Source organism: Paenibacillus helianthi (assembly GCF_001909055.1).
GTDB lineage: Bacteria > Bacillota > Bacilli > Paenibacillales > Paenibacillaceae > Paenibacillus_AQ > Paenibacillus_AQ helianthi.
Window position 1 is genome coordinate 71729 of sequence record NZ_LVWI01000044.1, and the last position, 23985, is coordinate 95713.

Below are 23985 nucleotides of genomic sequence, written 5' to 3' on the forward strand. Positions count from 1 at the left end.
TGCGATGAGCAAGAAAGTTCTTATTGTTGAAGATGAGACCCGAATCAGGGAAATTATATCAGACTATTTCATTCAGGATGGCTGGGAGGTTATTGAAGCAGAGAACGGAAAGGATGCGTTAGATAATTTCGATTCGTTCTACCCGGATTTAATCATTCTCGATGTAATGATGCCTAAGATGAATGGGTTTGAAGTATGCCGGAAAGTTCGCAGCCGCTCAGGAGTGCCCATCATCATACTCACAGCTAAATCAGCCGATCATGATAAGGTACACGGCTTTGAGCTTGGAGCAGATGATTATGTGACCAAACCGTTTAGTCCCAAGGTGCTTATCGCCAGAGCGAACTCGCTTATGAAACGTGCAACTGAAAATTATAAGCCGCAAGGGCATATGATGAAATTTGGGTCCGCAATGTTAAATACGTTAGCCCACAAACTGGAGGTGGATGGCAGAGAGGTTGAGCTGGCACCGAAAGAATATGAGCTGTTATTACTGCTTATGAATAATGAAAATGTGGTGATTTCCAGAGAGGCGATCATCAATCGGGTGTGGGGTATAGATTTTGATGGGGATTATCGGGTTGTGGATACACATATTAAGAAACTGAGAGCGAAGCTTGGGTATGAATCGAGTTATATTCGTACGGTCATCGGTGCAGGATATAAGTTTCATCAAGAGATTGGAGATAAGTAAGGTTCTTAGAAGGAGTAGATCATCATGATATGGAAATGGATACCCTCGATTTGCACTGTATTCAATTTAGGAGCTGGAGCAGCTTCGTTGATATTTACGATTGAAGCCTATTATAAGATTGCATTCTTTCTAATTCTGCTGGCAGCCTTTTTTGATGTGCTTGACGGTCTGTTAGCCAGATTAATGAATTGTCCGAGTGAATTCGGTAAGCAGCTCGATTCATTGGCAGATCTGATTTCATTTGGGGCTGCGCCTGTTTTTCTGATCCTGCTGCACCAGTCAGGTGATTTGCGTGGGGGAGGCGGGGCTGCGGCTATTGTATTTATCATTTGTGGTGCTCTCCGATTAGCCCGATTTAATGTATCTGCATCCAGTACGGAATTTACAGGGTTGCCGATTACAGCGGCCGGAGTGATTCTATCTTTCTTTTCGGTTCCCAATCATCATATGGAGCCGCCTGTGATTATTGCATTAATTGGCGCCCTTTCTTTGTTAATGATTAGCCGGATCCGGTTTCCATCATTAAAAAAGATAACGGTTAGGAAGTGAAATCATGGAGATGGTTACGGAATTCATCTCACAATTCGGTTATGCGGCAATCGTAATTTTGCTCGCACTCGGAATAGTAGGTCTTCCCATACCCGATGAGACACTAATGGTGTTTGTTGGATATTTAGCTTCTGTACATGTGTTGAATTATGTGCTTGTGATACTGTTTAGTTTTATCGGGTCCGTAGCAGGGATGACCATCAGCTATACCATTGGAAGAAAGCTGGGTTACAGTATTATTCACAAATGCGGTAAGTGGGTTGGATTGACTCCCAAACGATATCGGAAGGTAAAAAGATGGTTCGCAAAATATGGAGTCTGGACAATCTTTTTTTCTTATTTCATTCCTGGAGTAAGACATGCGGCCGGATACATATCAGGAATTACGACGATGCCGTTTAAAAAGTATTTTTTATTATGCTGTATTGGAGCGGCTGTCTGGACGGTTTTGTTTGTATCCATTGGCTTTTTTGTAGGACAGAAGTTTTCATTCTAAAAGATTTGCGCGCGCCAATAGAAATATGTGCTGCAGACGTTCCCGGGCCTGACGCCGGGAGCGTCTTTTTTGTGCTTCCAAAGGCCTGAACTGTGTGAACTAATGGGACGGGGGGCGAATACCTTACATCACTGGCATAAGTACTCCAGAGCGGGCACACAATAGGGAGAAGTGCAGGCGGGATGTGCATCCTTTTGGTGTGCGGAATGCAGTTTACTTTAACGATTATTGTTTACTTGTTATGTTTTCCTACATATATAGCGCCTAAATCCCCGTATTTATCAACAGAAAATGGTTTATTGTGCGTATTTGCATTCGTATGTAATACTAGGTGACATCGAAGGCGTCAAACACCAATGGTGAAACATTCGATGACATGTTAAATAACATCAAAAGGGGAAAGGTGATGAGAGAATGACAACAAGATGGTCTAAGAAATGGGCAGGTCCCACAGTGGCGGTCGTATTAATCTCCTCTATGCTATTATCCGCATGTTCTTCCAAGGAGGATGCAGCCAGCGGGAATGCGGCGTCAGATTCATCCAAGCCTACTACATTAAAAGTAGAGTTGTTCGACCGGGGGAACTCACCCGCCGGCTACACCATCACCGACAGTTATTTGACAAAGCTGGTGAAGGAACGTTTTGGCAAGCCGAACAATATTGATGTCCAGTTCGTGCCGGTGCCGCGTTCGGAAGAAATTCAGAAGCTAAATGTACTGATGGCCAGCCAAAGTGAAGTGCCGGACATTGTGTTCACCTACGATTCAGGAACCTTCAACCGGTATGCCGAGCAGGGCGGTTTGACAGATCTTACGGACTTGCTGGATAAGAATGCTCCGAACCTTAAGAAATTTCTGGGCGAGGACACGTTAGCCTACGGACAATATAAAGGACAGCAATTCGCGCTTCCGGGCAGAAGACTTGTACTGGGCAAATATGCTGGTTACATCCGCCAGGATTGGCTGGACAAGCTTGGATTGCCGGTGCCGCAGACAACAGATGAACTCTACACGACACTCAAAGCATTTAAGGATAAAGACCCGGGCAATACCGGAGGTAAGGTGATTCCATTTGGTGTAAGTCTGGCATCCGCTCAATATGAGCCGCTTCTCTGGTCCTTCGTCCAGCCGCTCACCGATGAGCAGAAGTATACCTTGACCCAGCAGCTTGGCTCCAATGATTATCCAACGCTGCTTCCGGGCTTCAAGGATGGTTTGAAATTCATGAACAAGCTGTATAACGAAGGCCTTATAAGCAAAGACTTCGGTCTCGATAAAGACAAGAAGCAGCTATGGCAGAATTTGCAGAACGGTCTGCTTGGTTTCTATACAGAGGATGCAGGTGAATTGTACTTCTCAGCAAATGGCGGGTACGAAAATCTGCAGGCCAATGTGCCTGGCGCAGTGATCACACCTGTTGATGCATTCACTAACTCGGAGGGCAAACATGCCAAGCCGGCATATGCGCCAAATGCTATGTACGTCATGATCCCGAAATCCAGCAAAAATGCTGAAGCCGCATTGAAATATCTCGATTGGATGGCTTCGGGTACGAACCTCTTCGACATGCAGTTCGGTGTAGAGAATGAGAACTATACACTTGTAGACGGTGTGCCTGTAGTGAAACCAGATGCGACTCAGGAAGCGATGGACCGGATCTACAACTTCGGCGACCTTGCCATCATTGTTAATGGTAAATATGCCGGAGACGATGCCAAGAATGAAGCGGCTTATATTGCACAGACACCAGAGAAGTATCAGGCAGATATGAAGAAGTCGGTGGAAATCTCGAATACAGACAACATTCAGCCTGTGAAATTCGATCACCCGATCGAAGCGGAAGCGAAATACGGGACAGCACTGGCTGACAAGTTCCAGGAAATTATTGTAAAAATGACTATGATTAAGCCAGATCAGTTCGACAGCAATTACGATTCAATGATCAAAGATTATATGGCTAGCGGCGGCCAGGCCATTCTGGACGAACGTACTGCAGCTTACAAAGAAATGAGCTCCAAATAAAATAAGCTGAATGACGGCGAAGTATCGGTAGAGGGAGCCAGTTCCGGCTTCCCTGCCATCCGCTGCCGCAGGACGGAAGAGGGAGAGTGAAGGCTGTGAGGAATTCAGTTTATTTACGCAGACACTGGCAGTTGTATAGTTTGCTTTTGCTGCCGGTCATTTACTTTATCATCTTTAAATACGGACCCATGTATGGGGTGCAGATCGCTTTTAAGGACTTTAACTTCTTTCAGGGGATTGGCGGTAGTAAGTGGGTAGGCCTGGATGTATTCCGGGAAGTGTTCCAGAACAACAACTTCTTCAAGGCGCTGCGCAATACGCTGATGCTCAATCTGCTGGATCTGATCGTTTCGTTTCCCGCACCTCTGATTCTGGCTATCATGCTCTATGAGCTCAGAATAACCTGGTTCAAAAAGCTAGCCCAGACGATCCTGTATGTCCCCCACTTTATTTCCTGGGTGATTATCGGAGGCATTGTACTGCAGGTGTTCGGGACCCAATCGGGGTTCATTAACAATCTGCTGGCCGGTATGGGTCTAGATGCCATTCCTTTTCTATCAGACAAGAACTATTGGCTCGTCACCTACCTTCTAATCGGCGTATGGCAGAGCGCGGGCTGGGGAACCATCCTGTATCTGGCGGCATTGACCGGAATCAACAAAGAGCTGTTCGAGGCAGCAGAGGTAGACGGAGCCAGCCGGTTCAAGAAGATTCTGCATATTTCCTTGCCAGGCATCAAAACCACTATCGCTACGCTGCTCATCATCAATCTGGGCAACATGATCTCCATCGGCTTCGACCGTCCGTTCATTATCGGGAATGTCGCTGTCCGGGATTATTCCGAGGTGCTCAGTACCTTTGTATACCGTGTCGGTATCGAGTCCGGTCAAATATCACTGGCAACAGCCGTAGGCCTGTTCCAAGCACTGGTAGGGCTGATCTTCCTGCTCGCATCGAACTATGCATCCAAGAAACTGGCGGATGAGAGCATACTCTAGTCCAGAGCCGGAATAAACAGAGAATGAGGGGGAGAAAAAAATGAGTGAACGCGCAGCTAACCGGATATTCGATGTCTTTAATATCCTGCTAATAACATTCGTTGTGATCCTATGCCTAATGCCTTTTATTCATATTATTGCGATATCCTTAAGCTCCAGCCGTCCGATTATGGCGGGACTGGTCAGCTTTTTCCCCAGGGAAATCAGCTTTGAAGCGTACACCCAGGTGTTCTCCGATATGTCCATGATCCGTTCCCTTGGTTTCACGATCTTTCTGACCATTCTGGCTACAGCACTGTCTATGGCCATGACGATAGCCGTTGCGTACTCGCTCTCCAAAAGGGATCTGCGGGGACGAAAATGGTTCATGCTGATTATTGTCGTTACGATGTTCTTCAGCGGCGGTCTTATTCCCGACTACATTCTGGTCCGTAATCTCCACCTGCTGGATACGGTCTGGGCGCTGGTGCTGCCGGGTCTGATCAGTCCCTTCTATATGATTATTCTGATCTCGTTCCTGAACGGCATTCCCAAAAGCTTGGAAGAAGCGGCGGAGATTGACGGGACTACCCATCTGGGGACCTTGTTCCGTATTATTCTTCCCTTGTCGCTTCCAGCGCTGGCTACACTGAGCCTGTTCTACGCCGTAGGCCGCTGGAATGGATTCCAGGATGCCTTGATGTACATCAATAATACGGACCTTTATCCGCTGCAGCTCAAGCTGTACCAGATGATTCAGAATAATCAGGTCAGCGATTTGATGCAGCAGGAAGGTCTTGGCATGAACAAGCTGATGCCGGAGAGCCTGAAGGCAGCAAGCGTTATTTTCACAACCCTTCCGATTCTAATCGTCTATCCGTTCCTGCAGCGCTACTTCATCAGCGGAATGATGGTCGGTGCAGTCAAAGGCTAAAGCGAAGGAGGAGCACAACATGACTGAGGCCATGATCGAACGGCTTAGTGATCAGCAGCGGTTCCTGCTGGTTCAATCTCTTGAAATGATGGACCCGCTCTATGACGAAGCGATGGAGCTGCTCCGGGACGAAGAAGAGCCGGACAAACACAATACCCGCAGCAGCGGACATTATGCACTGGCTTTGCTGATCCGAAATGCGTCTGGTGATGCAGAGCGGGCATATGGCGTACTGGAACGGGTGATGGATCTGCAGTTCGACTGTCCGGATGAAATTTACCACGGTACCTTCCGCACTTCACCAGAGGCGGGTTCACCCCCTGCGGGCAACTATGACTGGAAAAAGTTCGCCCCAGGCTTCGCCTTCTTTCTGAGTGAGACGGTGGAGAAGGTTGGCAAGAAACTAACCGGCCAACTGGCCGGGCAAGGAAATTTGGCGGCAGCCGGTCTCGAGGATAAGGCAATCCGACAAGCCTTGCGGAACGCGGTAGATGAGGTGCTGCCGCCGGTATGGAAAAGCTATGATCCGAACTGGCGTGAATTCATTGCCTGCACCTTTGCGGTGATTCTGGATGAATTCGAGTCCCTGATGCCTAAGGCTCTAGTCCGCCGTATGGATGACTCGATGCGGAAAGCCGTGGGTGCTTCGATTGACCGCCGGTTCTCCGATGCCATTCCCATGAACTCCAATATTGTGCTTATGCATATCTTCATCACCCACTACTACGGATACCGCTTTGCAGATGCTGCCTGGATGGGGCATGCGGACCGGGAAGCGGCAGATATGCTGTCTGCTTACGGGGAATTCAACTCGCTGGCGGAGTTCAATACGACTACCTATTACGGTGTCGATCTGACCGTGCTGGGGATGTGGAGGGTGTACGGCAAGACTGCTGTCATCCGCGAGACCGGAGGCAAGCTTGAGCATGGACTCTGGGCGAATATCGCACAGTTCTATAATCCGATTCTGGAGAATCTGTCCGGCCCCTTCGGGCGGGCCTATGAGATGGAACTGGTCGGCCACAGCTCTATCGGTGTCTTCCTGTATCTGGCGCTAGGCAAGGGCTATGAATATATGACTGCGGTGAATTGCGAGACCAGCCATGACCCGCTGATTGCAATGGTGGGTGTGGACCTTCCGGAAGAATTGCTGCCGCAGTTCAAGATGCATGCCGGAGACCGCCGGACCGAAAGACAGTTCCGGGAGCTCTGTGAACGGGATAAACCCGGGGAGAACCGCAATTTGTGCACCGCAGCTGCCTGGATTGAAAGCAAGCGGATGATCGGAGCGATGTCCGGCAGCCGGAACACGAACGGACAGATGCATCCGGCGACCATCCACTGGCTGAATGCTGACGGGGAGAAATGCTACCTGCGGCTGCTACGCCGGGAGAAGGGCAAAGGCTGGAACAGCCATTTGCGGGGAATGATTTTTGAGGCGGCGGTTCAAAAGGATTGGCTTTCGGTAGACGTTCACCTGAATACAGACGTGGAGATCGAGGTTTATTTCGAAATCAGCGGACCTGGACTCTCCCCTGCATCGACGGAGATTACCCCTGATATCTGGGCGCTGCCTAATCTGGGCTGCAAGGTGTCTGCAATCGCTCCAGACCCTGTGATTTACTGGGATCAGGAAGCAAAGCTGCTGGAGATTATCTATTTGTACCGTCCAGAAGACGGGGACTCACAGATGAATTTCACACTGCAGCTGGACCCGCTCACTCCATAAAACCATCCGGATAGACCTCAAGCCAGGCGGGAGGTCTATCTTTTGCGAATACTACAATAAAGGAAGAATGCCACATGGAGAACGCGGCGATAATATCTTTGGAAGCCAGAATGGAGCTGATTAAGCTCCGTATGGTGTATTTGTTGTCAGGCCTCGCGGGTGGATTATTCAATCCGTATTTGACAACCCTGTTTGTTCATCAGGGGGTAGGGGCTGAAGTGGTTGGCGCACTAATGTCGATAGGAACGCTGTTATCCATTTTGGTGCAGCCTGTCTGGGGCATGCTGGTGGACCGCTACCGGCAGACGAAGCTAGTGCTTATTCTCAGCATATCTGTACCGGCCTGCCTTTCTTTTTTTTATAGCTTTAAGTATTTTTTAGTGATCGTAATGGTGTATATCCTGTCCATAGTCTTTCAGGCTACGCAAAGCCCGATTGCCGATTCTTATGCTGTTTCGGCAGCGCGCAAGGCGAGGACCTCCTATGGTTCGATCCGCATGATGGGCAGCCTGGGTACAGCGCTGGGCGGCTATGCCGCGGGATTCTATCTGTCAAAGTTCGGGATTACACAGTTGTGGATGCCATTTCTGGTGCTCAGCCTTGCAGGTGCTGTTACTGTATTGAGCTTACCCCGCACCACGGAGAACAATGCGACCACGATTTCGTTGTCCCAGGGACTTAAGGAACTGTTGGGGAACCGCCTGTTCGTGATGTTTCTGGTAGCCTGCTTTTTTGTCAATCAGACGCTTACCGCCTATAACTCCTTTTTCGTTCTGGCCTTTCAGGATGCCGGAGGCAGCTATTCGATGGTCGGCACCGCGCTCTTGCTGGCTTCCTTGACCAATATCCCCTCCATGCTGCTTGCTGCCAAAATCCTCCGCCGAATCGGGTATGAACGTACGTTGCTCCTGGCCGCTTTTTTCTACGCACTGCGGTGGGCCATTCAATGGCTGTTCCCGATTCCTGTGGTTATGATCGGCATTCAAGTGCTGCACGGCTTGTCCTTCGGCTTGTTCTATGTCGCTGCGGTTGAATATGTGGCGAACGCAGCAGGTAAGAAAATGCAGGCTACCGGGCAAAGCGTATTTAATATGGTCTTTTCAGGTCTTGGGGGAATTGTGGGCAACCTGCTGAACGGATATTTGTATAGTACAGGCGGACCCCAGGTGATGTATCTGGCCTGCACTGTCAGTGCACTAATCGGGGCGGGCATGTTATATTGGATTAACAGAATTGCGAGAGTGTCACCGAACTTGTAAATGGCCAAGCTCCTGATGCATCTCTCGGGTATTCAAGTGAAGAGGGGCGGGGGGGTTCATATGAAGCGAAATTGGTCCAGCAGGATGATGTTCTCTTACTTCCCTATATTTCTGCTGACAGTATCGATTCTCATCTTTCTCTCCTTTCTCATTGTAGGTGAGCTTTCACGCAGTGAGACCGAAAAGGCCAACCGTATCTCTACCGGCTACGTTGTCGATTCCGTACAGAATGCCTTAAGCGAAGTGGAATTGGCTGTGCTGCAAGAGATGGAGACGAATCATGATTACGGCTATTATCTAAGCGGGGAGAGCGATCAGGGAGACCGGACCCGGCTGTATAATACCGTAAAGGATATGCGGGGCATGATTTACCGTAATCAGCTGATTGACTCCATCTATATTTACAGGGAGCTCGACCGGAAGGTGCTTACTCTGAACGGGCTGGTGGACAGCGATGTTTTTGCAGACCGGGATTATCTGAACCAGGCACTGACCAAGGCGGGCACCGGCGAGTGGAGTGATGTGCGCAGCCTGCGGCTGTTCAGCTCCGATCCAACCTCACAAGTCATCAGTATGTACAAGCAGCTGCCGCTTCCTTTTGGCTCCGAAGGTGTCATTGTCGTCAATCTCAGCATGTACCGGATCGAACGGATGATTGATGATATGACGAACAGCAAAGTGTCTTTCATGCGTGTAGTCAACGATCAAGGCCAACTTGTCTATACGGCTCATGGGGAAAAAGAAATCCTGAGCAGCAGTGTTCTCACCCGGATACCTGCCGGCAATGTGGGCTGGACCTTCGAGAGCGGCATCCTTGCCGGTGAGCTATTCGCCTGGATGTCGGTAGTTTCATATATCTGGATCATTATCGGCGTCCTGACTGTGGTGCTGGGGACCTTATATATCCTGTATATTACCCGCAAAAACTATCGTCCGATCCAGGCGATGATGAACCGGATTCAGGCACTGCAGTTCCGGGAAGAGGGGATGGATGTCACCTCAAGGAACGAACTGGTGATGATTGACCAGGCCCTCGAAACCCTGATCCATCAGACCATGGATTATCAAAAACAGCATGATGAGAATCTGCTGGTCCAGCGCCGCCAGCTGTTTCTGGATCTGCTGGAGGGGGAACAGATTGCCTCCCTGGAGGATAGGCTGGAACGCTTCAGCCCGTTCAGCGGGGCAACCATGCAATTTGCCTACATTGCGGCAGAAATCAATCAATACGATGATTTCCGCCATAAATATCCTGCCAAGGATCAGAATCTGCTCAAGCTGACACTCATGAATCTGTTCCAGGAGCTTGCGGGAGAAGAAGGGCTCGAAGGCTGGGGCGAATGGGTCAGCAGCAACCGGATTGGGCTGATGGTCAGCTCCGGCGATCATTCCACAATAGACAAGACCCGTTTGCGGAACCTTGCGGAGCGCTGCCTTCGATGGGTCAGTGACAACCTGGGGCTCTCGCTGGCCATCGGGATCGGTCCTGTGGTAGATGAACTTTCAGCAATTCCCAAGTCCTCCTCTGCGGCCGATATGGCACTGCAGCACAAGCTGTCGCTTGGTAAGGACAGGGTTGTGCTAAGTGATAACCTGCCGGACCGCTCCACGCTGCAGTCCTATAAATATCTGCAGATGCTGGGTGAGATTGTGCGGGAATTCCGCATCGCGGACGAAAATTGGCGGCAGAAGCTGGATGAACTGTTCGTCTGGTTCAGCGAAGATCAGGTAAAGGACGAAGAGATTCATATGATGCTCCATACCTTGATCCAGATGCTCGACCGTGAGCTGGGGCAGCTCTCGGACAGCCTGAAGAGAATCTTCAGCGAGCCGAGCCTGCAGGGATATTACAGCGAAATCGAAGCGGAAACGACTTTGAAACAGGTCCATACCGTCATGCTGAAATGGCTCGCGGAGATTTACCGCATCTATGTTTCGGTCAATGAGTCCAAAAGCTACCGTGCGATGATCAGCGAGATGAAGGTATATATTGAAGAGAATTTTGACAATCCTGACTTATCGCTCAAGCATCTGAGCGACCGGTTCCAGATTTCAGGCAAATATGCAAGCCACCTGTTCAAAGAGGAATTTGACATGAAATTTGTGGATTTTCTGACCCAGCTGCGGATGCAGCGGGCAGAATATTTGCTGGCCACTACCAGCGACAATCTGCAGGATATCGGACAGAAGCTGGGCTATGCCAATTCCATCACCTTTGGACGGGTATTCAAACGGGTGGTAGGGGTGACTCCGGGTGATTACCGCAAGCTGAAGATGAAGCCGGGCGGGCAGGAGGAGCATTAATAGTTCTACTTCTTTCGGAATATGCAAAAGATCAGCACAGCAGCGGTTCTCCCTTCACTGGAGAACCGCTGCTGTGCGTTATACCCCCATTGCAGCTTATCCTACAACTTTCCTGTTTAAAAAAGGCTCGTTAAATTTTAATTAAATGCTAGAATAGGTATAATTACTTACTTTGTTTTGATTGCGGGAGCGACGTATGGACTACTTGGGGGAATGACAAAATGCCAATCGAAGAAGGGTTCAAGCTGGCGAAAATAATAGAAGGTACCATTATGGAGATATCCTCCTTTCTATATAGTGCTGAAGCATTAACGAAGATGGTCCGGACGATTCATCATCAGAGTAGAATGATTGGCCGCCTTAATCCGTCTTCGGTCCGTTTGGCCCTGGACTTAAGAGAGGCTTTTCTAATCGAGAATGGAAACGCGGATTACGCCTATCTGGCCCCTGAACAGTTGGGCAGAATGGAGTATAAGCCGGATGAACGCAGTGATCTGTATGCGCTTGGTGTGATATTCTACGAGATGCTTGCCGGCCGCCTGCCCTTTCAGGCGAAGCATCGGGAGGATTGGGTTCATTTGCATATGGCCGCCATCCCTGGACCGCTGCATGAGTACCGGCCTGAGCTGGCGGGTCCTTTGGAGGACATCATCGCGAGGCTTATGAGCAAGTCACCGGAAATGCGGTACCAGAGTGCTTATGGATTGCTTGCCGATTTGCGGAAGTGTGTTGCCGCGTACGAAGAGACAGGCCAACTCCTTCCATTTGAGATTGGGCTGGCCGACCGTGCAAGCCGGTTCCGGCTGCCGAAGCTGTTGTATGGGCGGGAGCTGGAGGCGAAGCAGCTGCATGCTGCTTATGAGCAGGCTTGCGGCGGAAGCTCGGCATTTGTACTGGTGACTGGCCGCTCAGGGAGCGGGAAGACGGCGCTGATCGAAGAGTTATATATTTCAGTACTCCGTAAAGGGGGCCGCTTTGTCACAGGCAAATGTGATCCAATGAACCGGGAGATGCCTTTTGCCCCGATTTTACAGGCTCTTCGCGGACTCCTGCAACAAGTATGGAGCGAAACACCGGATAGGGCAGCGGAGCTGGGTGTTCAGTTGAGAGAGACCTTGGGCCAGGGAGCGGGTGTTATCACGGAATTCCTTCCTGATGCTGCCGGGCTGTTTGGAGGGGTATTTCAGGCAGAAGCGCTGCCGCCAGTGGAGGCTGCTGTCCGTTTCCGCCGTCTGCTCCCCATGTTTATCGGCGCTTTTGCCAGTAAGGAAAGGCCGCTAGTACTATTCCTGGATGATCTGCAGTGGGCTGATCCGGATACACTCGATTTCCTGTATATCCTTGCTGAAGATTTGGCAATGTACGGGTTAATGGTTATTGGAACCTTTCGCTCGGAAACGATTGAGGAACGGTTGGATAGTGTAGATGGATATCCCGCCTCTGCTATATGGCTGGATGAGGTATTATCTCCGAAGCAGCAGGGCAGGCCGCTGCATATCCGGCATATTCAATTGGAGGCCTTGATATACGAAGATGTAAGACAGTTTCTCTCCCAGTTATTGAAGGAAAATACCTCACGCATCCGGCAGCTCGCAGAGCTCGTGTATCACCGGACCGCAGGTGATCCGCTGTACCTTCACAGGCTGATGGACAATCTGTACCGTGAGCACAAGCTGTACTATGACGAGGAGCAGGCCCTTTGGGTCTGGGATACCGAAGCCATTGCAGAGCTGCCTGAAGCGCCGGGACTCCTACATTTCCTGGAGGCGCGCATCCGGCAGCTTCCCGGGGACACCATCGGCCTTTTGGGGATAGCCGCAGCCTTGGGTCACCGTTTCCGTGTGTCGGCGATTTCTGCAATGAGCGGATATACCGTGGAAGATACGCTATCTCTGCTGCGTATTGCGGAGGCAGAGGGTTTGATCAACCTGGAGAAGGATGCTGACCGGGGGGGCACGGATGATTCTATATATACTTTTCTACATGACCGGGTGCAGGAAGTCGTGTATAGCATCATACCGGTCACGGAGCAGGCGGGTCTGCATTTGGCAATTGGACGCAGCATGAGCAAGGATATGGGCGGGATCGCGTATTCTGTTTTTGAAAGGGTACATCACTTGAATTTGGGCGCTGTGAAAATGGAAGATGAGACCGAAAGAAACGGGCTTGCCGCTTTGAACCTGCATGCAGGACTGAAGTCGAAGGCGACTACGGCGTTTGCATCAGCGCTGTATTTTCTGGAGACGGGACTACATCTGCTCGGGGAGGAGGAAGCCGTTCCCGGATCGCTTGCTTACAGGCTGCTGCTGGAACTGCCTGAATGTGAATATATGTGCGGCTACACCGAGCGTGCAGCCGTGCGGCTCGAACGGCTGCTGGCCGCAACTACAGATCTGCTTGAGCGATCCCGAATCTACCGCATCCGGATCGCCATGTGTGCCTACTTGAAGAAAGATGAACAGGCCGTGCAGGTTGGACGGCAGGCGCTGGCGGAGTGGGGCTGGAAGCTGCCGGTGAAACCCTCCTCCGCTGCTGTGATAACGGAGGTGGCATTGGCGCAAAAAGTCTTATATCAGCACCGTAATGTGCTGCAGCGTCTTCCCGTCAACCGGGACCCTCATTATATAGCATTGTCTGAGCTGGTCATGTCGATTGCGAGCTCCGCCTTTACCTTAAGCCTGTCTTTGGCGGCGGTACTCTTTTCCCGGTTTGTACGGTTTGGGCTAAGCCGGGGGAACAATGAAGCATTTGCCTATATTCTGGCCGGTTACGGTTTAGTGCTCATGCGGAATAAATTATCTTTTGCACAAACTGGTGCTTTTTATATCGAAGAAGCTGTACAGCTTGCCTCTTCTTTTGAAAGCGTGGACTTAAGATGCAGACTGGACTATATCAGGGGGCTGGCCCTATTAAAGCATCAGCCGCAGGCAGGGCTGCAGCATTTCCGGCAGTCGGTGAAGCATGGAATGGAAGCGGCCAATTTACCGTTTGTCAGTATTGCCATGCTAACCTCGGTGACGAACCATACCGGAGGTCCGGCTGCATTATCTGCGTTGATTACAGAATATGAGGGCCTTGCAGGCAAGCTGGTGGATACGGTCACCCTGAATATCTTCCAAATCTCCAAAGCATACGTGGCCCGTTTGCAGGGACTGGCTGCTGAAGGTGATGAATCCCCGGTTCCCGTCCATGGCAGCCGCTCCAGTAAAGTGCTGAATAACGAAGTGTTCTACATCTGCACTTGCCAAATGGAAATCGCCTATCTCGAAGGTCGTTTCCGGGATGCGCTGGACTGGGCACAAGAGGGGAGCTTCAATACCTTCCGGCAGACCCGGATGCAAGTGCGCAAGCAACATGTGTACCAGTCCTTGGCGCTTGCCGCGCTGTATGCAGAGTCTCCTCCGGCAAAACGTAGGCATATCCGCAGCAAGCTCCGAAAGCAATGGCATGTGATGAGATCATGGACAGGCTACTTCGGTCAGGGATATTCCGCTTATGTGCTGATCAAGGCGGAAATGCAGCATTTGAACGGGAATCACACCGAAGCAGCCAAGGGCTATGAACAGGCTATTGCAGCTGCGCGTCAAGAAAAAAACGGGCTATTGGAGGGCATATCCTGCGAAAGGGCGTCAGCATTTTACCGGGCGGCCGGAACGGTCACGGGAGCTGACGGATTGTTAAAGGATGCCTGCATGGCCTATCTGCACTGGGGGGCTGCCGCCAAGGCAACTCAGCTTGGACAGGCATATCCGGATCTGAAGTTACCGGTAGCCGGGAGGACCATGGAACAGCTGGTGGTGGGTGCGGCAACAGGACCCGCTGAAAGGGCGGTGTATTCAGACAACGGAAAAGAGCTGCTCCGGCAAATGTCCAGCTCTGCTGAAAGAGCAGGCCGCTCGGACTGGAGAGACAGACTCAACAGCTTACTGGAGTCGGCACTCCGCTATTCAGGAGCGGTGAAAGGATATATTTTTGGCAGCCGCGAGGAAGAATATATAATTGTTGCCCGAAGCGGCTCAGCAGAGAATCCGCAAGACAGATATGCAGAATCGGTGGTTCGCTACGTAATGAGGACGGGAGAGCCGGTATTGCTTACTAATGCTTCAGTCAGTTCCTATGCAGCTGATCCATACATCATGGGTAACCAGTCTTTATCCGTTTTATGTCTGCCTGTTTTCTTCCCTGGGGGAGTGGAGAGGTCTGTTGTATATTTGGAGAATCATCTGATCGCCGGAGCCTTTACGGATGAGCTGCAAACCTTGCTTGACTTTATGATCACCCGGATGGTGTATCAGCAGGCCCTTGAAGAATCCCGTCCGGCGGGTCCTTCCACAGCAGGTGCAACCGGGCCTGACCCGCAAGCGGATCGTTTAATACCCGGTTTGTCTGTTGAGCATCCGGTGGATCTGTTAGCTGCAGCGCAGGCTGAACCGTTGATGGAACCGCTGACGCTCCGGGAACACGAGATCCTGTGCTCGCTATCCGACGGACTCTCCAATAAGGAAATCGCCACCCGCTTTGGGATCACCGAAGGAACGGTAAAAAGCCATGTGTTCCGGTTATACGGCAAACTTGGCGTGAAGCGCCGTGCGCAGGCTGTTGCCCGGGCACGGGAGCTGAACCTGCTGAATTAGCATGGAGCCTGCCGCTGTTCGATAAAATCAATAAAAGGTTTGACCGCTGCCGGGAGGTAGCGGTCTTTTCTCCATTTGAGGCCAATTTCCCATTCCCAGCCTTCTTCGGCTATGGGAACCCATACGAGCCCTTCCAGCATCAGCCCCGGCGTTTGCGGAAGCACGGATACACCGAGTCCTGCTTTGATGAAGCCGGCGACTGTAACCAGATCCTCGGCATCGTAGGTAGAGGTCAACTGAAAGCCGGTATTTTCGAAACGTGCGTGGAGCGTGGCTTTTAAGCCGCAGTTTTTTTTGAGACCTACAAAAGGTTCACCAGACAACTCGGTCAAACGGAGGGAAGTCCGCTGGGCAAAAGGGTGTTGGGTGGAAACGACGATAAACAGCGGCACCTTCTGAATCGTCAGCCATTCGTGCTTCATTATTGCGGATTCCTTCGAGGTAATCATCAGGTCCGAACTGCCCTTGTCAAAATGCTCATCCAGATCGCCAAGGTTGCCTTGAAATAATTCAAAACGCACCTTCGGATGGTGCTGTTTATATTCCTTCACCAGGTTTGGAACCAAATCAACGCCCAGAATGTTCAGATAGGAAATGGAGATTAGGCCGGTATCCGGGTCAGACCACTCTCTGATCTCCTGAATCCCCCCTTCAATACTCCGCAGAGCTTCTTCTACCCGCTTGGCGAACTGTATCCCGTAACGGTTGAGCCGGATATTCCGGCCACTCCGGTCAAACAGCGGCATCCCGAGCTCATCCTCCAGCTTCGAAATGGCGTGGCTTAAGGCAGGCTGGGTCAGGTTAAGGGCCTTGGAGGCCAGGGTCATGTGCTCAAATTTAGAGACGGTAATGAAGTATTCCAATTGTGTGAGTTCCAGGGGAATCCCTCCTTTATATATGAATAATAATAATCAATTATATAAATAAGATAAATTATACTTATATAAAGGGGCGGTGTAAACTATTCCTGTAGCAGATCAGCAGGCACTTCAATAGAAGAATGGAGGAGAACTATGAGTGCATTTGTCATCTTTATTCGCGAGCAAAGCCAAAATCCGGAAGAGCTCGGAATCTATTCACAAAAAGCGCCTGGCGGTCTGGCGGGCCACCCCGTAACTCTGCTTGCCATGTATGGGACCCATGAAGTGATAGAGGGCCCCGCTATGGAAGGAGCAGCTATTCTTGAGTTTCCCAGCTTTGAGGAGGCCAAGGCCTGGTATTATAGTCCAGCGTATCAAGATGCGGTACAGCATCGGCTTCGGGGCGGAACCTACCGTGGGTTTATCATTGAAGGTGTCTCCACAGCGGTAACTCATTCAGAGGAGGATAAGAAATGAATATAGCTTATAAGGATACCGCACATGAATTTGAAGGGAAAAGAGTACTGGTGACCGGAGGTACCCGGGGCATGGGGGAGGCCATTGCCAAAAGGCTGGCGGGAAGCGGTGCAACTGTATTAACGACTGCCCGTACACGGCCTGCCGGTCTGCCGGAGCCAGAGCTTTTCGTGCAAGCGGATATTGCTACTACTGAAGGGGTGGAGAAGGTCATCCGAGGGGTGAAGGAAGTGCTTGGCGGCATCGATATTCTGGTGAACAATGTAGGAGGTTCCAGCACACCTCCGGGCGGAGCGCTTGTTCTGACCGATGATGACTGGTTTCAGGCTTTGAATTGGAATCTGCTTGCAGCCGTCCGCTTGGACCGCGGGCTCCTGCCGCTGATGCTGGAGCAGAGCTACGGTGTCATCGTACATATTTCCTCGATTCAGAGACGCTTGCCGCTATATGAAACTACACTGGCTTATGCCGCTGCCAAAGCTGCGCTGTCCAACTACAGCAAAGGCTTGTCCAATGAATTTGCACCGCGTGGCATCCGCATTAACACCGTAGCACCGGGCTTTATCCAGACTGAGGCGGCGGAAGCAATGATAGAACGGATTGCCCAGGCGGCAGGAAGCCGGGAAGCTGCACTGAAGCAGTTGATGGATTCACTGGGCGGTATCCCTCTTGGCCGTCCGGGACTGCCTGAGGAGGTTGGCGAGTTAGTGGCTTTCTTAGTATCTGACCGGGCTGCTTCGATTACTGGCAGTGAATATGTGATTGACGGAGGGACGATTCCGACGGTGTAACTGGGGGCAGATTTGATGCAAGGATATATAGTAGAAACCCGGTCGTAGAATAGGAGGCATACTACTGCAGACCAGCCGGTGACGGCTGGTTTTGTTTTGTTATAAGCAGGAGCTATTCATGATTTTTAATTAAGGATTCCAACAAAATTAGTACAATCTTGGTCCTGTGGCCCTGGGTACATGTTTTGGGTCTGTTTGGATTATTGGTTATAGGAAGAATGATATCGGAATATATTCTGTCATTGGCTCTTATGTCTATTATACTGTTACCCATGAATTTAATAGGGGAAGGAATCTCACTGGGGTTTCTATTCACGCGATTATTCACCCGTAAAAATTGGAGATTCCAGACTATTGGTTTGATAATGATTAACCTGTTCATTATCGGAGTTGTTTTATTGGAAATGTCTAAGGAATCTCACGCAGAGTTCTTCATGTAGCCTTATTCTTCATACAACAACTACCCCGCCGGAGCAACTCCTGTCTGCTCATCATACATACTCTCATGCCCCGTAGCGCTTGCCGCTCTAAGCAATACGTACATCAGCTCTTCCTTGGCAACAGGTTTCAGCAGAGCATCCATGCCGCCTTTGCAAAAGGCATCCAGGACAAATTCGTGGCTGCTGGTCACAACAATCTTGCCGTGAGGCTGATTTCCATTCACACGTTCTATCGCACTGGCTTCGCTGATCAGCAGCTTGGCATCCGTCACAATAAGATCCGGTTCATGCTGTTCGATCAGCCGGATGGCCCGCGAATCACAGGACGCTTCCAGAATCGCTTCATATTCAAAAGGCAGTTGCTCCAGCATCAGCTTGAGCTCAGTGCGCACAATAGGGTTGTCGTCAACAAGTATAATTTTCATCGCAGGTTCCTCCTGTTATGTGATGCTGGTAGAACGGGTCCCCTCTTCTGCCGTCAAACGTTGAGGGAGTGCAAGCAAAGCCAGAGAGAGCAGGCCCAGCAGCAGACATACCCAATAGGCATTCCGGTATCCGAACCATTGTGCTGCTGCGCCCCCGGCCAGACTTCCCAACAGCCTGCCGATCGTCGTTGAATTCGTATACAGTGTTGAAGCATATCCTGGCAAATCGGGAAGCAAATCCTGAATATAGCTGATGCCGATAGCGGAGATAACAGCTACGAAGAAGGCCAGCAGTACCTGTCCGGCGAGAATCTGCCACAATGAAGTTGAGAACAGCACGACGATGTAATAAGCTGCACCCAGCGCAATTCCCCAGACCATGAGCAGCCGGGCGGAATATTTAGCAGACAATAGCCCCAGTACAAGCATCAGTGGGATCTCAAGCAGTGCGCAAATACTGGATACCGATGCGACATTCTGCATATCCCCGCCAAGCGTATCCGTAATGAACAGGGAAATGTTCAGGTTGTTGATCCAATGCCCGGAATATAGCAGCGTCAGCACCAGAAAAGGAACCAGGACCCGGGGATTCTGATGCAATCTTACGGGCTTGGGCTGCTGTCTGACGGTTTTTGGCGGAGCGGCAGGAGCTTTTATGAAGAAAAGAGCTAACATAGCATTCAAGATAAAAATCAGCGTGGTGCTCGTGAAGATGCCCTGGAATCCAAAATAATGGATAAGAACCGAGCCCACCAGCGGACCGACGATAAAACCCAGTGAAAACATCGAGCGAAGCGTTGAATTGGCTAAGGCATGATCAGCGGATTTGCTGGCATTGACAGCCTCCCGTGCACTGGCGAAGAGCTGGGGCATGGCCGGGGCACCGAGAGCCGTGAATACGGTCATAAACAACAGTAGTCCATAAAACTCATGAATAATGAGGTATCCGGAAAAAGCTAGCGCATTGAAAAACATGGCGGTGACCATCAGTTTTTTGCGGTTTAGCCCGCTGTCCGAGCGTTTGGCAATCGACATGCTGAGCCATACGCCGCTTATAATGGTTATTGCCGTAAAAACACCAAAGGTAGCTGCCGATACCCCCAGCTTTGTTGTGAAATAGACAGCCAAAAATGGGGAGCTAATGGATATAGCCATCCCTTGCAGCATCATGCAGATCAAAAATACAGGATAGCCTGAGATCAGGAAAAGATTGCGTGTTCGGTTCAACATATGGGCGGGAATGTCTCCTTCAGAATCAGCTTGCAGCTTTATCTTTCATTTGGTTATAGTATAGATAATTGTTGATGATTAAAGAATGTTTTATCTGCTCGAAAACCTCTACTATTTGGCTGGGACGGTGAGACTATGGATTTGAAGCTGCATGCCTGCGCGTACTCTTTTCATACCCTGCCCTACAAAACATCCTTTACGCCGCCGCCCTTCTTTCTGTTTCGGCTGCAGGTGATGGGCAGCTGCAGAGCGCTGGTCAAGGGGAAAATGGAAGTCATTGAGCCCGGCGATCTGCTGATCTACCCCCCTGGTGAGCTTTATCATTTAGAGGTGGAGGCCATGGACGGGAATATTGAGAGCGGGGATTATTATCTGCTCTGCGAAGGTTCGTGGATCGAACAGTGGTGGAAGACCCGGCCCCGCCCGATCCAGCAGCGGATCCATCTGGATGCCGGAATGCTCTCTCTATGGCAGCAGCTGAGCATCGAACAGCACCGGATTGTACAAGGCAATCCCGAGCTGATCCGGCATCTGCTGTGCGCCTTATGCTTGTCGCTCGACCGCCTCTCGGAGGAGTCCGTTTCCCGCCAGGACCCGCTGGTGCGTTCCAATGAAATGGTGCTGCTGATGCAGCGGTATATCAACGAGCATGCCTTGCGCCCGCTGCGGGTGGAGGAGGTTGCAGCGGCGGCCGGGCTTAGTGTCTCCCGCGCTGTGCATCTTTTCAAAAAGCTTACAGGGTATACGATTATTCACTACACCCAGGAAATCAGGCTGTCCAACGCTCTGGAGCGCATCCGCTATACCGACTTGGGGCTGGAAAATATCGCCGGAAGCTGCGGGTTCGGCACGTATTCTTATTTTCACAAGGTGTTCAAGGCCAGATACGGCGTCACGCCTAAAGAGGTGCGGGGCCGTCCGCCTGAGACGATCCTGGAAGGTACTTATGTCATCACCAGCGGAGACCAGAACCTCTCCGGCGTCTCGCCGGATGCGCGGAAGTTCCTGACAAATTGAGTGGAGGGGGCGGGTCCCCCACCCGAATCTCTAATTATGAACTGATTTTTATGTCAATTATTCAGGTGTTGCTCCCTGCGGGAATCTTTTATGATGGGGAGGATAGTTGAAACCGTTATCATAAAGATCAAAAGGAGTGTCATCTCAATGGAATCCGCAACATTACCCTTTCAACAAATTGAATTGCAGCTGAATGAACGTGTACAGGACCTGCTCTCCAGATTAACGCTGGATGAGAAGGTAAGTCTGATGCCCCAATATCAAGCAGCTATTGAACGTTTAGGAGTAGGCGGCTATAAGCACGGTACGGAAGGGGCGCACGGTATTTCCTGGCTGGGCAAAGCGACTTCTTTTCCGCAGCCGAGCGGACTGGCCTGCACCTGGAACCCGGAGCTGCTGCAGAGAATCGGTGAAGCGATCGGCGACGAAGCCAGAGCGTTTTACCGGAAAAATCCGACGGTCAACGGCCTGACCTTATGGGCGCCTACAGTGGATATGGAGCGTGATCCGCGCTGGGGCAGAACGGAAGAAGCCTATGGTGAAGATCCGGAACTGACCGGCCGTCTAAGCACCTCGCTCGTGAAGGGGATTCAAGGCGATCATCCCAAGTATTTGAAAGCGGTAGCAACGCTTAAGCATTTCCTCGGTAATAACAATGAGATTGACCGTGGAGTGGCTTCCTCCAGCATAGATCCGCGCAATATGCGCGAGTATTATCTGGAAGCCTTCAAACCTGCCTTCAAGGAAGGCGGCGCGCAGTCGATGATGACGGCGTACAACTCGGTGAATGGCGTACCAGTAATCCTGCATCCGGCAGTCATGGAGATTGTGAAGGGCGAATGGGAAATGGACGGCTTCATTGTAAGCGATGCCGGAGATTTGTTCGGGATTGTGAAGGATCATAAGTATTATGAATCGTTCGCCCAGTCCATGGCGGAATCGATTAAGAACGGCATCGACAGTGTGACCGAAGAAACGGAAGAGACGATTAAGGTCATTCACCAGGCGTTGAATGAAGGGCTGCTGACCGAGGCGGATCTGGACCGTGCGCTTTTCAATACATTCCGCGTCCGTTTCCGTCTAGGCGAATTTGATCCCGAGGAAGGCAACCCGTATGCGGCCATCGATGATTCCGTGATTCTCAGCAAGAAACACAGTGAACTGTCCCTGGAAGCTGCGAAGCAGTCCATCGTATTGCTGAAAAATGACAATAACACCCTTCCGCTCAGCAAGACTGAGCTATCCAAGGTCGCACTTATCGGACCGCTGGCGGATGAAGCTTTCAGAGACTGGTACTCCGGTACGTTAGCTTACGGTGTGACTCCTCTGCAGGGTGTGACGAAGAAGCTGGCCGGGAAGCAGGTTGCTTTTGAGAGCGGGGATGACCGCATTATTCTGACCTCGGCAGCTAGCGGCAAGGCAGTAGGAATGACCGGCGAAGACGGAAGATTGGCTGTCTTGCATGATGTACCGGAGCGTGGGGAATTGTTCCGTCATACAGCCTGGGGCTGGACCGCTAATACATTGGAAGCAACAAGCCGGGGACAGTATGTTACACTGAACGACTCGGAGACCTTGACGGCTTCTGCTGATGAAATCTATGGCTGGTACGTAAAGGAATCGCTGAATCTGGTGCCGGAAGACGGGGGAGCCGTGAGCCTGCGCACCTGGAATGACAAGCTGATCTCTATCAATGCAGAGGATGGCACACTCCAGGTTGGTGATCAGGATGCCGTTGCCCAGGCACGTGAATTTAACAAGACCGTCATTGTATATGGGGTGGAAGCGGCAGTCCAAGCTGCCAAGGCCGCAGAGGTCGCCGTCGTGTTCGTCGGAAACCATCCGCTTTTGAACGGTAAAGAAGAAATCGATAGACCGGATATTGTGTTGCCTGAAGAGCAGGAACGTCTAGTCAAGGCAGTATACGAGGCAAATCCCAATACTGTAGTAGTAATTGTGGGAAGCTACCCGATCTCTTCGACATGGATAGATGAGAATATTCCGTCCGTCCTGTACACCTCTCACAGCGGGCAGGAGCTCGGCAATGCGGTGGCAGATGTCCTGTTCGGCGACTACAGCCCGTCAGGGAAGCTCAATATGACCTGGTACCGTTCCGTGGATCAGCTTCCTGACCTGATGGATTACGATATTATCAAAGGCAAAAGAACCTACATGTACTTTGACGGCGAGCCGCTGTATCCGTTCGGTCATGGCTTAAGCTATGCACAGGTGGTGTACCGCAAGCTGTCGCTGGCGGAGGAGCTTTTGAAGCAGGATGGAACCATTAAACTGACAGTAGACGTTGAGAATACAGGGTCCGTAGCAAGTGACGAGGTAGTTCAGTTCTATATTCACGCCTTGTCCTCCCGGGTGAAGCGTCCCCTGAAGCAGCTTAAGGGTTTCGAGAAGATTCATCTTGCTGCCGGGCAAACACAGACGGTAGCCTTTACTTTACCGGTGGCGGAGCTGGCTTTCTGGGATGTGACGCGGGAGCAATATTGTGTGGAAACCGGCGAGTACGAGATCTTAATTGGCCGTTCCTCGGGCGATATTCAGCTGACCGGACGCGTGCAAGTACAGGGCGAAACGGTTCCACCGCGTGACCTGTATCATACAGTTAAAGCCGAGAACTACGATGACTATGAAAAAGTGTTTCTGGATGAATGCAAGGCGGGCGGCGCATCCATTCACCCTACAGCGGACGGAGCATGGATTGCCTTCAAGGATGCAGCGTTCGCACAGGGAGCAGGAGAGTTCCAGGGTCTAGTATCCTCCGCCAAGGGCGGCAGTGTGGAGATCAGAACCGGAGGCCCGGCGGGGAAATTGGCAGGTACGCTGGTAATTCCGGCAGGCGGCACCCTCCAGGAGTGGAAAAGCCTGTCCGTTCCTGTAAGTATGGAAGCAGGAAATACGGATGTGTATTTGATCTTTAGAGGCGAGGTTCTGCTGAGCCGCTTCCATTTTAGCGCATAGAAGGAACACAGCAATGGCCCCGTATATTCTGATGATTCAGAGGATGCGGGGTCTTTGGTATGTTCAAATAGCAGAAATCCAGACGTAAAAAGAACCCGCTGGCTGCATCGCTGCGCCAGCGGGTTCTTAAGATGTGCCTGGATTCAGTCTCCGCCACCGCCACCACCGCCATCC

Annotated in this window: 18 protein-coding genes; 14 read left to right on the forward strand and 4 right to left on the reverse strand. The window is 51.0% G+C overall.

Going from position 1 to position 23985, the window contains the following annotated elements; translation table 11 throughout:
• Nucleotides 1-4 precede the first annotated feature (4 nt).
• The 10 genes from A3844_RS16495 (at nt 5) to A3844_RS16540 (ending at nt 15598) form a co-directional block, all read left to right on the forward strand.
• Nucleotides 5-694, forward strand: coding sequence for a response regulator transcription factor (locus A3844_RS16495; RefSeq protein WP_074087094.1), 690 nt, complete (start codon nt 5-7; stop codon nt 692-694).
• 24 nt (nt 695-718) lie between these two features.
• Complete coding sequence (gene pssA / locus A3844_RS16500; RefSeq protein ID WP_074087093.1) at nt 719-1243, forward strand: CDP-diacylglycerol--serine O-phosphatidyltransferase; 525 nt, start codon at nt 719-721, stop codon at nt 1241-1243.
• A gap of 4 nt (nt 1244-1247) precedes the next feature.
• Complete coding sequence (locus tag A3844_RS16505) at nt 1248-1739, forward strand: DedA family protein (protein ID WP_074107971.1); 492 nt, start codon at nt 1248-1250, stop codon at nt 1737-1739.
• A gap of 414 nt (nt 1740-2153) precedes the next feature.
• Nucleotides 2154-3761, forward strand: coding sequence for an extracellular solute-binding protein (locus A3844_RS16510; RefSeq protein ID WP_074107972.1), 1608 nt, complete (start codon nt 2154-2156; stop codon nt 3759-3761).
• 95 nt (nt 3762-3856) lie between these two features.
• Nucleotides 3857-4759 (forward strand): ABC transporter permease, encoded by a 903-nt coding sequence (locus A3844_RS16515; RefSeq protein ID WP_074107973.1) that lies wholly within the window; start codon nt 3857-3859, stop codon nt 4757-4759.
• A 40-nt stretch (nt 4760-4799) separates the two neighbouring features.
• Nucleotides 4800-5672: a carbohydrate ABC transporter permease gene (locus A3844_RS16520; RefSeq protein WP_074087085.1), complete on the forward strand. Its 873-nt coding sequence runs from the start codon at nt 4800-4802 to the stop codon at nt 5670-5672.
• Nucleotides 5673-5691: 19 nt separating this feature from the next.
• On the forward strand, nt 5692-7401 hold the full coding sequence (locus A3844_RS16525; RefSeq protein WP_074107974.1) for a hypothetical protein: 1710 nt from the start codon (nt 5692-5694) through the stop codon (nt 7399-7401).
• Between the two features lie 74 nt (nt 7402-7475).
• Nucleotides 7476-8660: an MFS transporter gene (locus A3844_RS16530; protein ID WP_074107975.1), complete on the forward strand. Its 1185-nt coding sequence runs from the start codon at nt 7476-7478 to the stop codon at nt 8658-8660.
• 60 nt (nt 8661-8720) lie between these two features.
• Nucleotides 8721-10964: a helix-turn-helix transcriptional regulator gene (locus A3844_RS16535; protein WP_074107976.1), complete on the forward strand. Its 2244-nt coding sequence runs from the start codon at nt 8721-8723 to the stop codon at nt 10962-10964.
• A gap of 221 nt (nt 10965-11185) precedes the next feature.
• The gene (locus A3844_RS16540) at nt 11186-15598 is read left to right on the forward strand and encodes an AAA family ATPase (protein WP_074107977.1); all 4413 of its coding nucleotides are present in this window, start codon (nt 11186-11188) and stop codon (nt 15596-15598) included.
• On the opposite strand, the gene A3844_RS16545 is transcribed toward A3844_RS16540, so the two are convergent.
• Nucleotides 15595-16461 carry a LysR family transcriptional regulator gene (locus A3844_RS16545; RefSeq protein ID WP_244169789.1) on the reverse strand — a complete coding sequence of 289 codons (867 nt, stop codon included), beginning with the start codon at nt 16459-16461 and terminating at the stop codon, nt 15595-15597. The genes A3844_RS16540 and A3844_RS16545 overlap by 4 nt on opposite strands.
• Before the next feature lie 150 nt (nt 16462-16611).
• Here A3844_RS16545 and A3844_RS16550 point away from each other — a divergent pair, with 150 nt between their 5' ends.
• Entirely contained in the window at nt 16612-16935 is a 324-nt protein-coding gene (locus tag A3844_RS16550) for a DUF1330 domain-containing protein (RefSeq protein ID WP_074087076.1), read from the forward strand.
• Entirely contained in the window at nt 16932-17726 is a 795-nt protein-coding gene (locus A3844_RS16555) for an SDR family oxidoreductase (RefSeq protein ID WP_074087074.1), read from the forward strand. The genes A3844_RS16550 and A3844_RS16555 overlap by 4 nt, the downstream gene beginning before the upstream one ends.
• 460 nt (nt 17727-18186) lie before the next feature.
• Here the strand turns inward: A3844_RS16555 and A3844_RS16565 are convergent, their stop codons facing one another.
• A complete protein-coding gene (locus A3844_RS16565) occupies nt 18187-18591 on the reverse strand; it encodes a LytR/AlgR family response regulator transcription factor (protein ID WP_074087480.1) in 405 nt (134 codons plus the stop codon).
• A gap of 15 nt (nt 18592-18606) precedes the next feature.
• A complete protein-coding gene (locus tag A3844_RS16570; RefSeq protein WP_074087481.1) occupies nt 18607-19821 on the reverse strand; it encodes a sugar efflux transporter in 1215 nt (404 codons plus the stop codon).
• 135 nt (nt 19822-19956) lie between these two features.
• Here A3844_RS16570 and A3844_RS16575 point away from each other — a divergent pair, with 135 nt between their 5' ends.
• Both A3844_RS16575 and A3844_RS16580 read left to right on the forward strand, forming a co-directional pair.
• Nucleotides 19957-20838, forward strand: a complete 882-nt coding sequence (locus A3844_RS16575; RefSeq protein ID WP_074107980.1) for a helix-turn-helix domain-containing protein — start codon at nt 19957-19959, stop codon at nt 20836-20838.
• A 147-nt stretch (nt 20839-20985) separates the two neighbouring features.
• Nucleotides 20986-23811: a glycoside hydrolase family 3 protein gene (locus A3844_RS16580; protein WP_074107981.1), complete on the forward strand. Its 2826-nt coding sequence runs from the start codon at nt 20986-20988 to the stop codon at nt 23809-23811.
• On the opposite strand, the gene A3844_RS33120 is transcribed toward A3844_RS16580, so the two are convergent.
• On the reverse strand, nt 23801-23985 hold a 185-nt coding region (locus A3844_RS33120; protein WP_208619438.1), incomplete at its 5' end, for a hypothetical protein. The genes A3844_RS16580 and A3844_RS33120 overlap by 11 nt on opposite strands.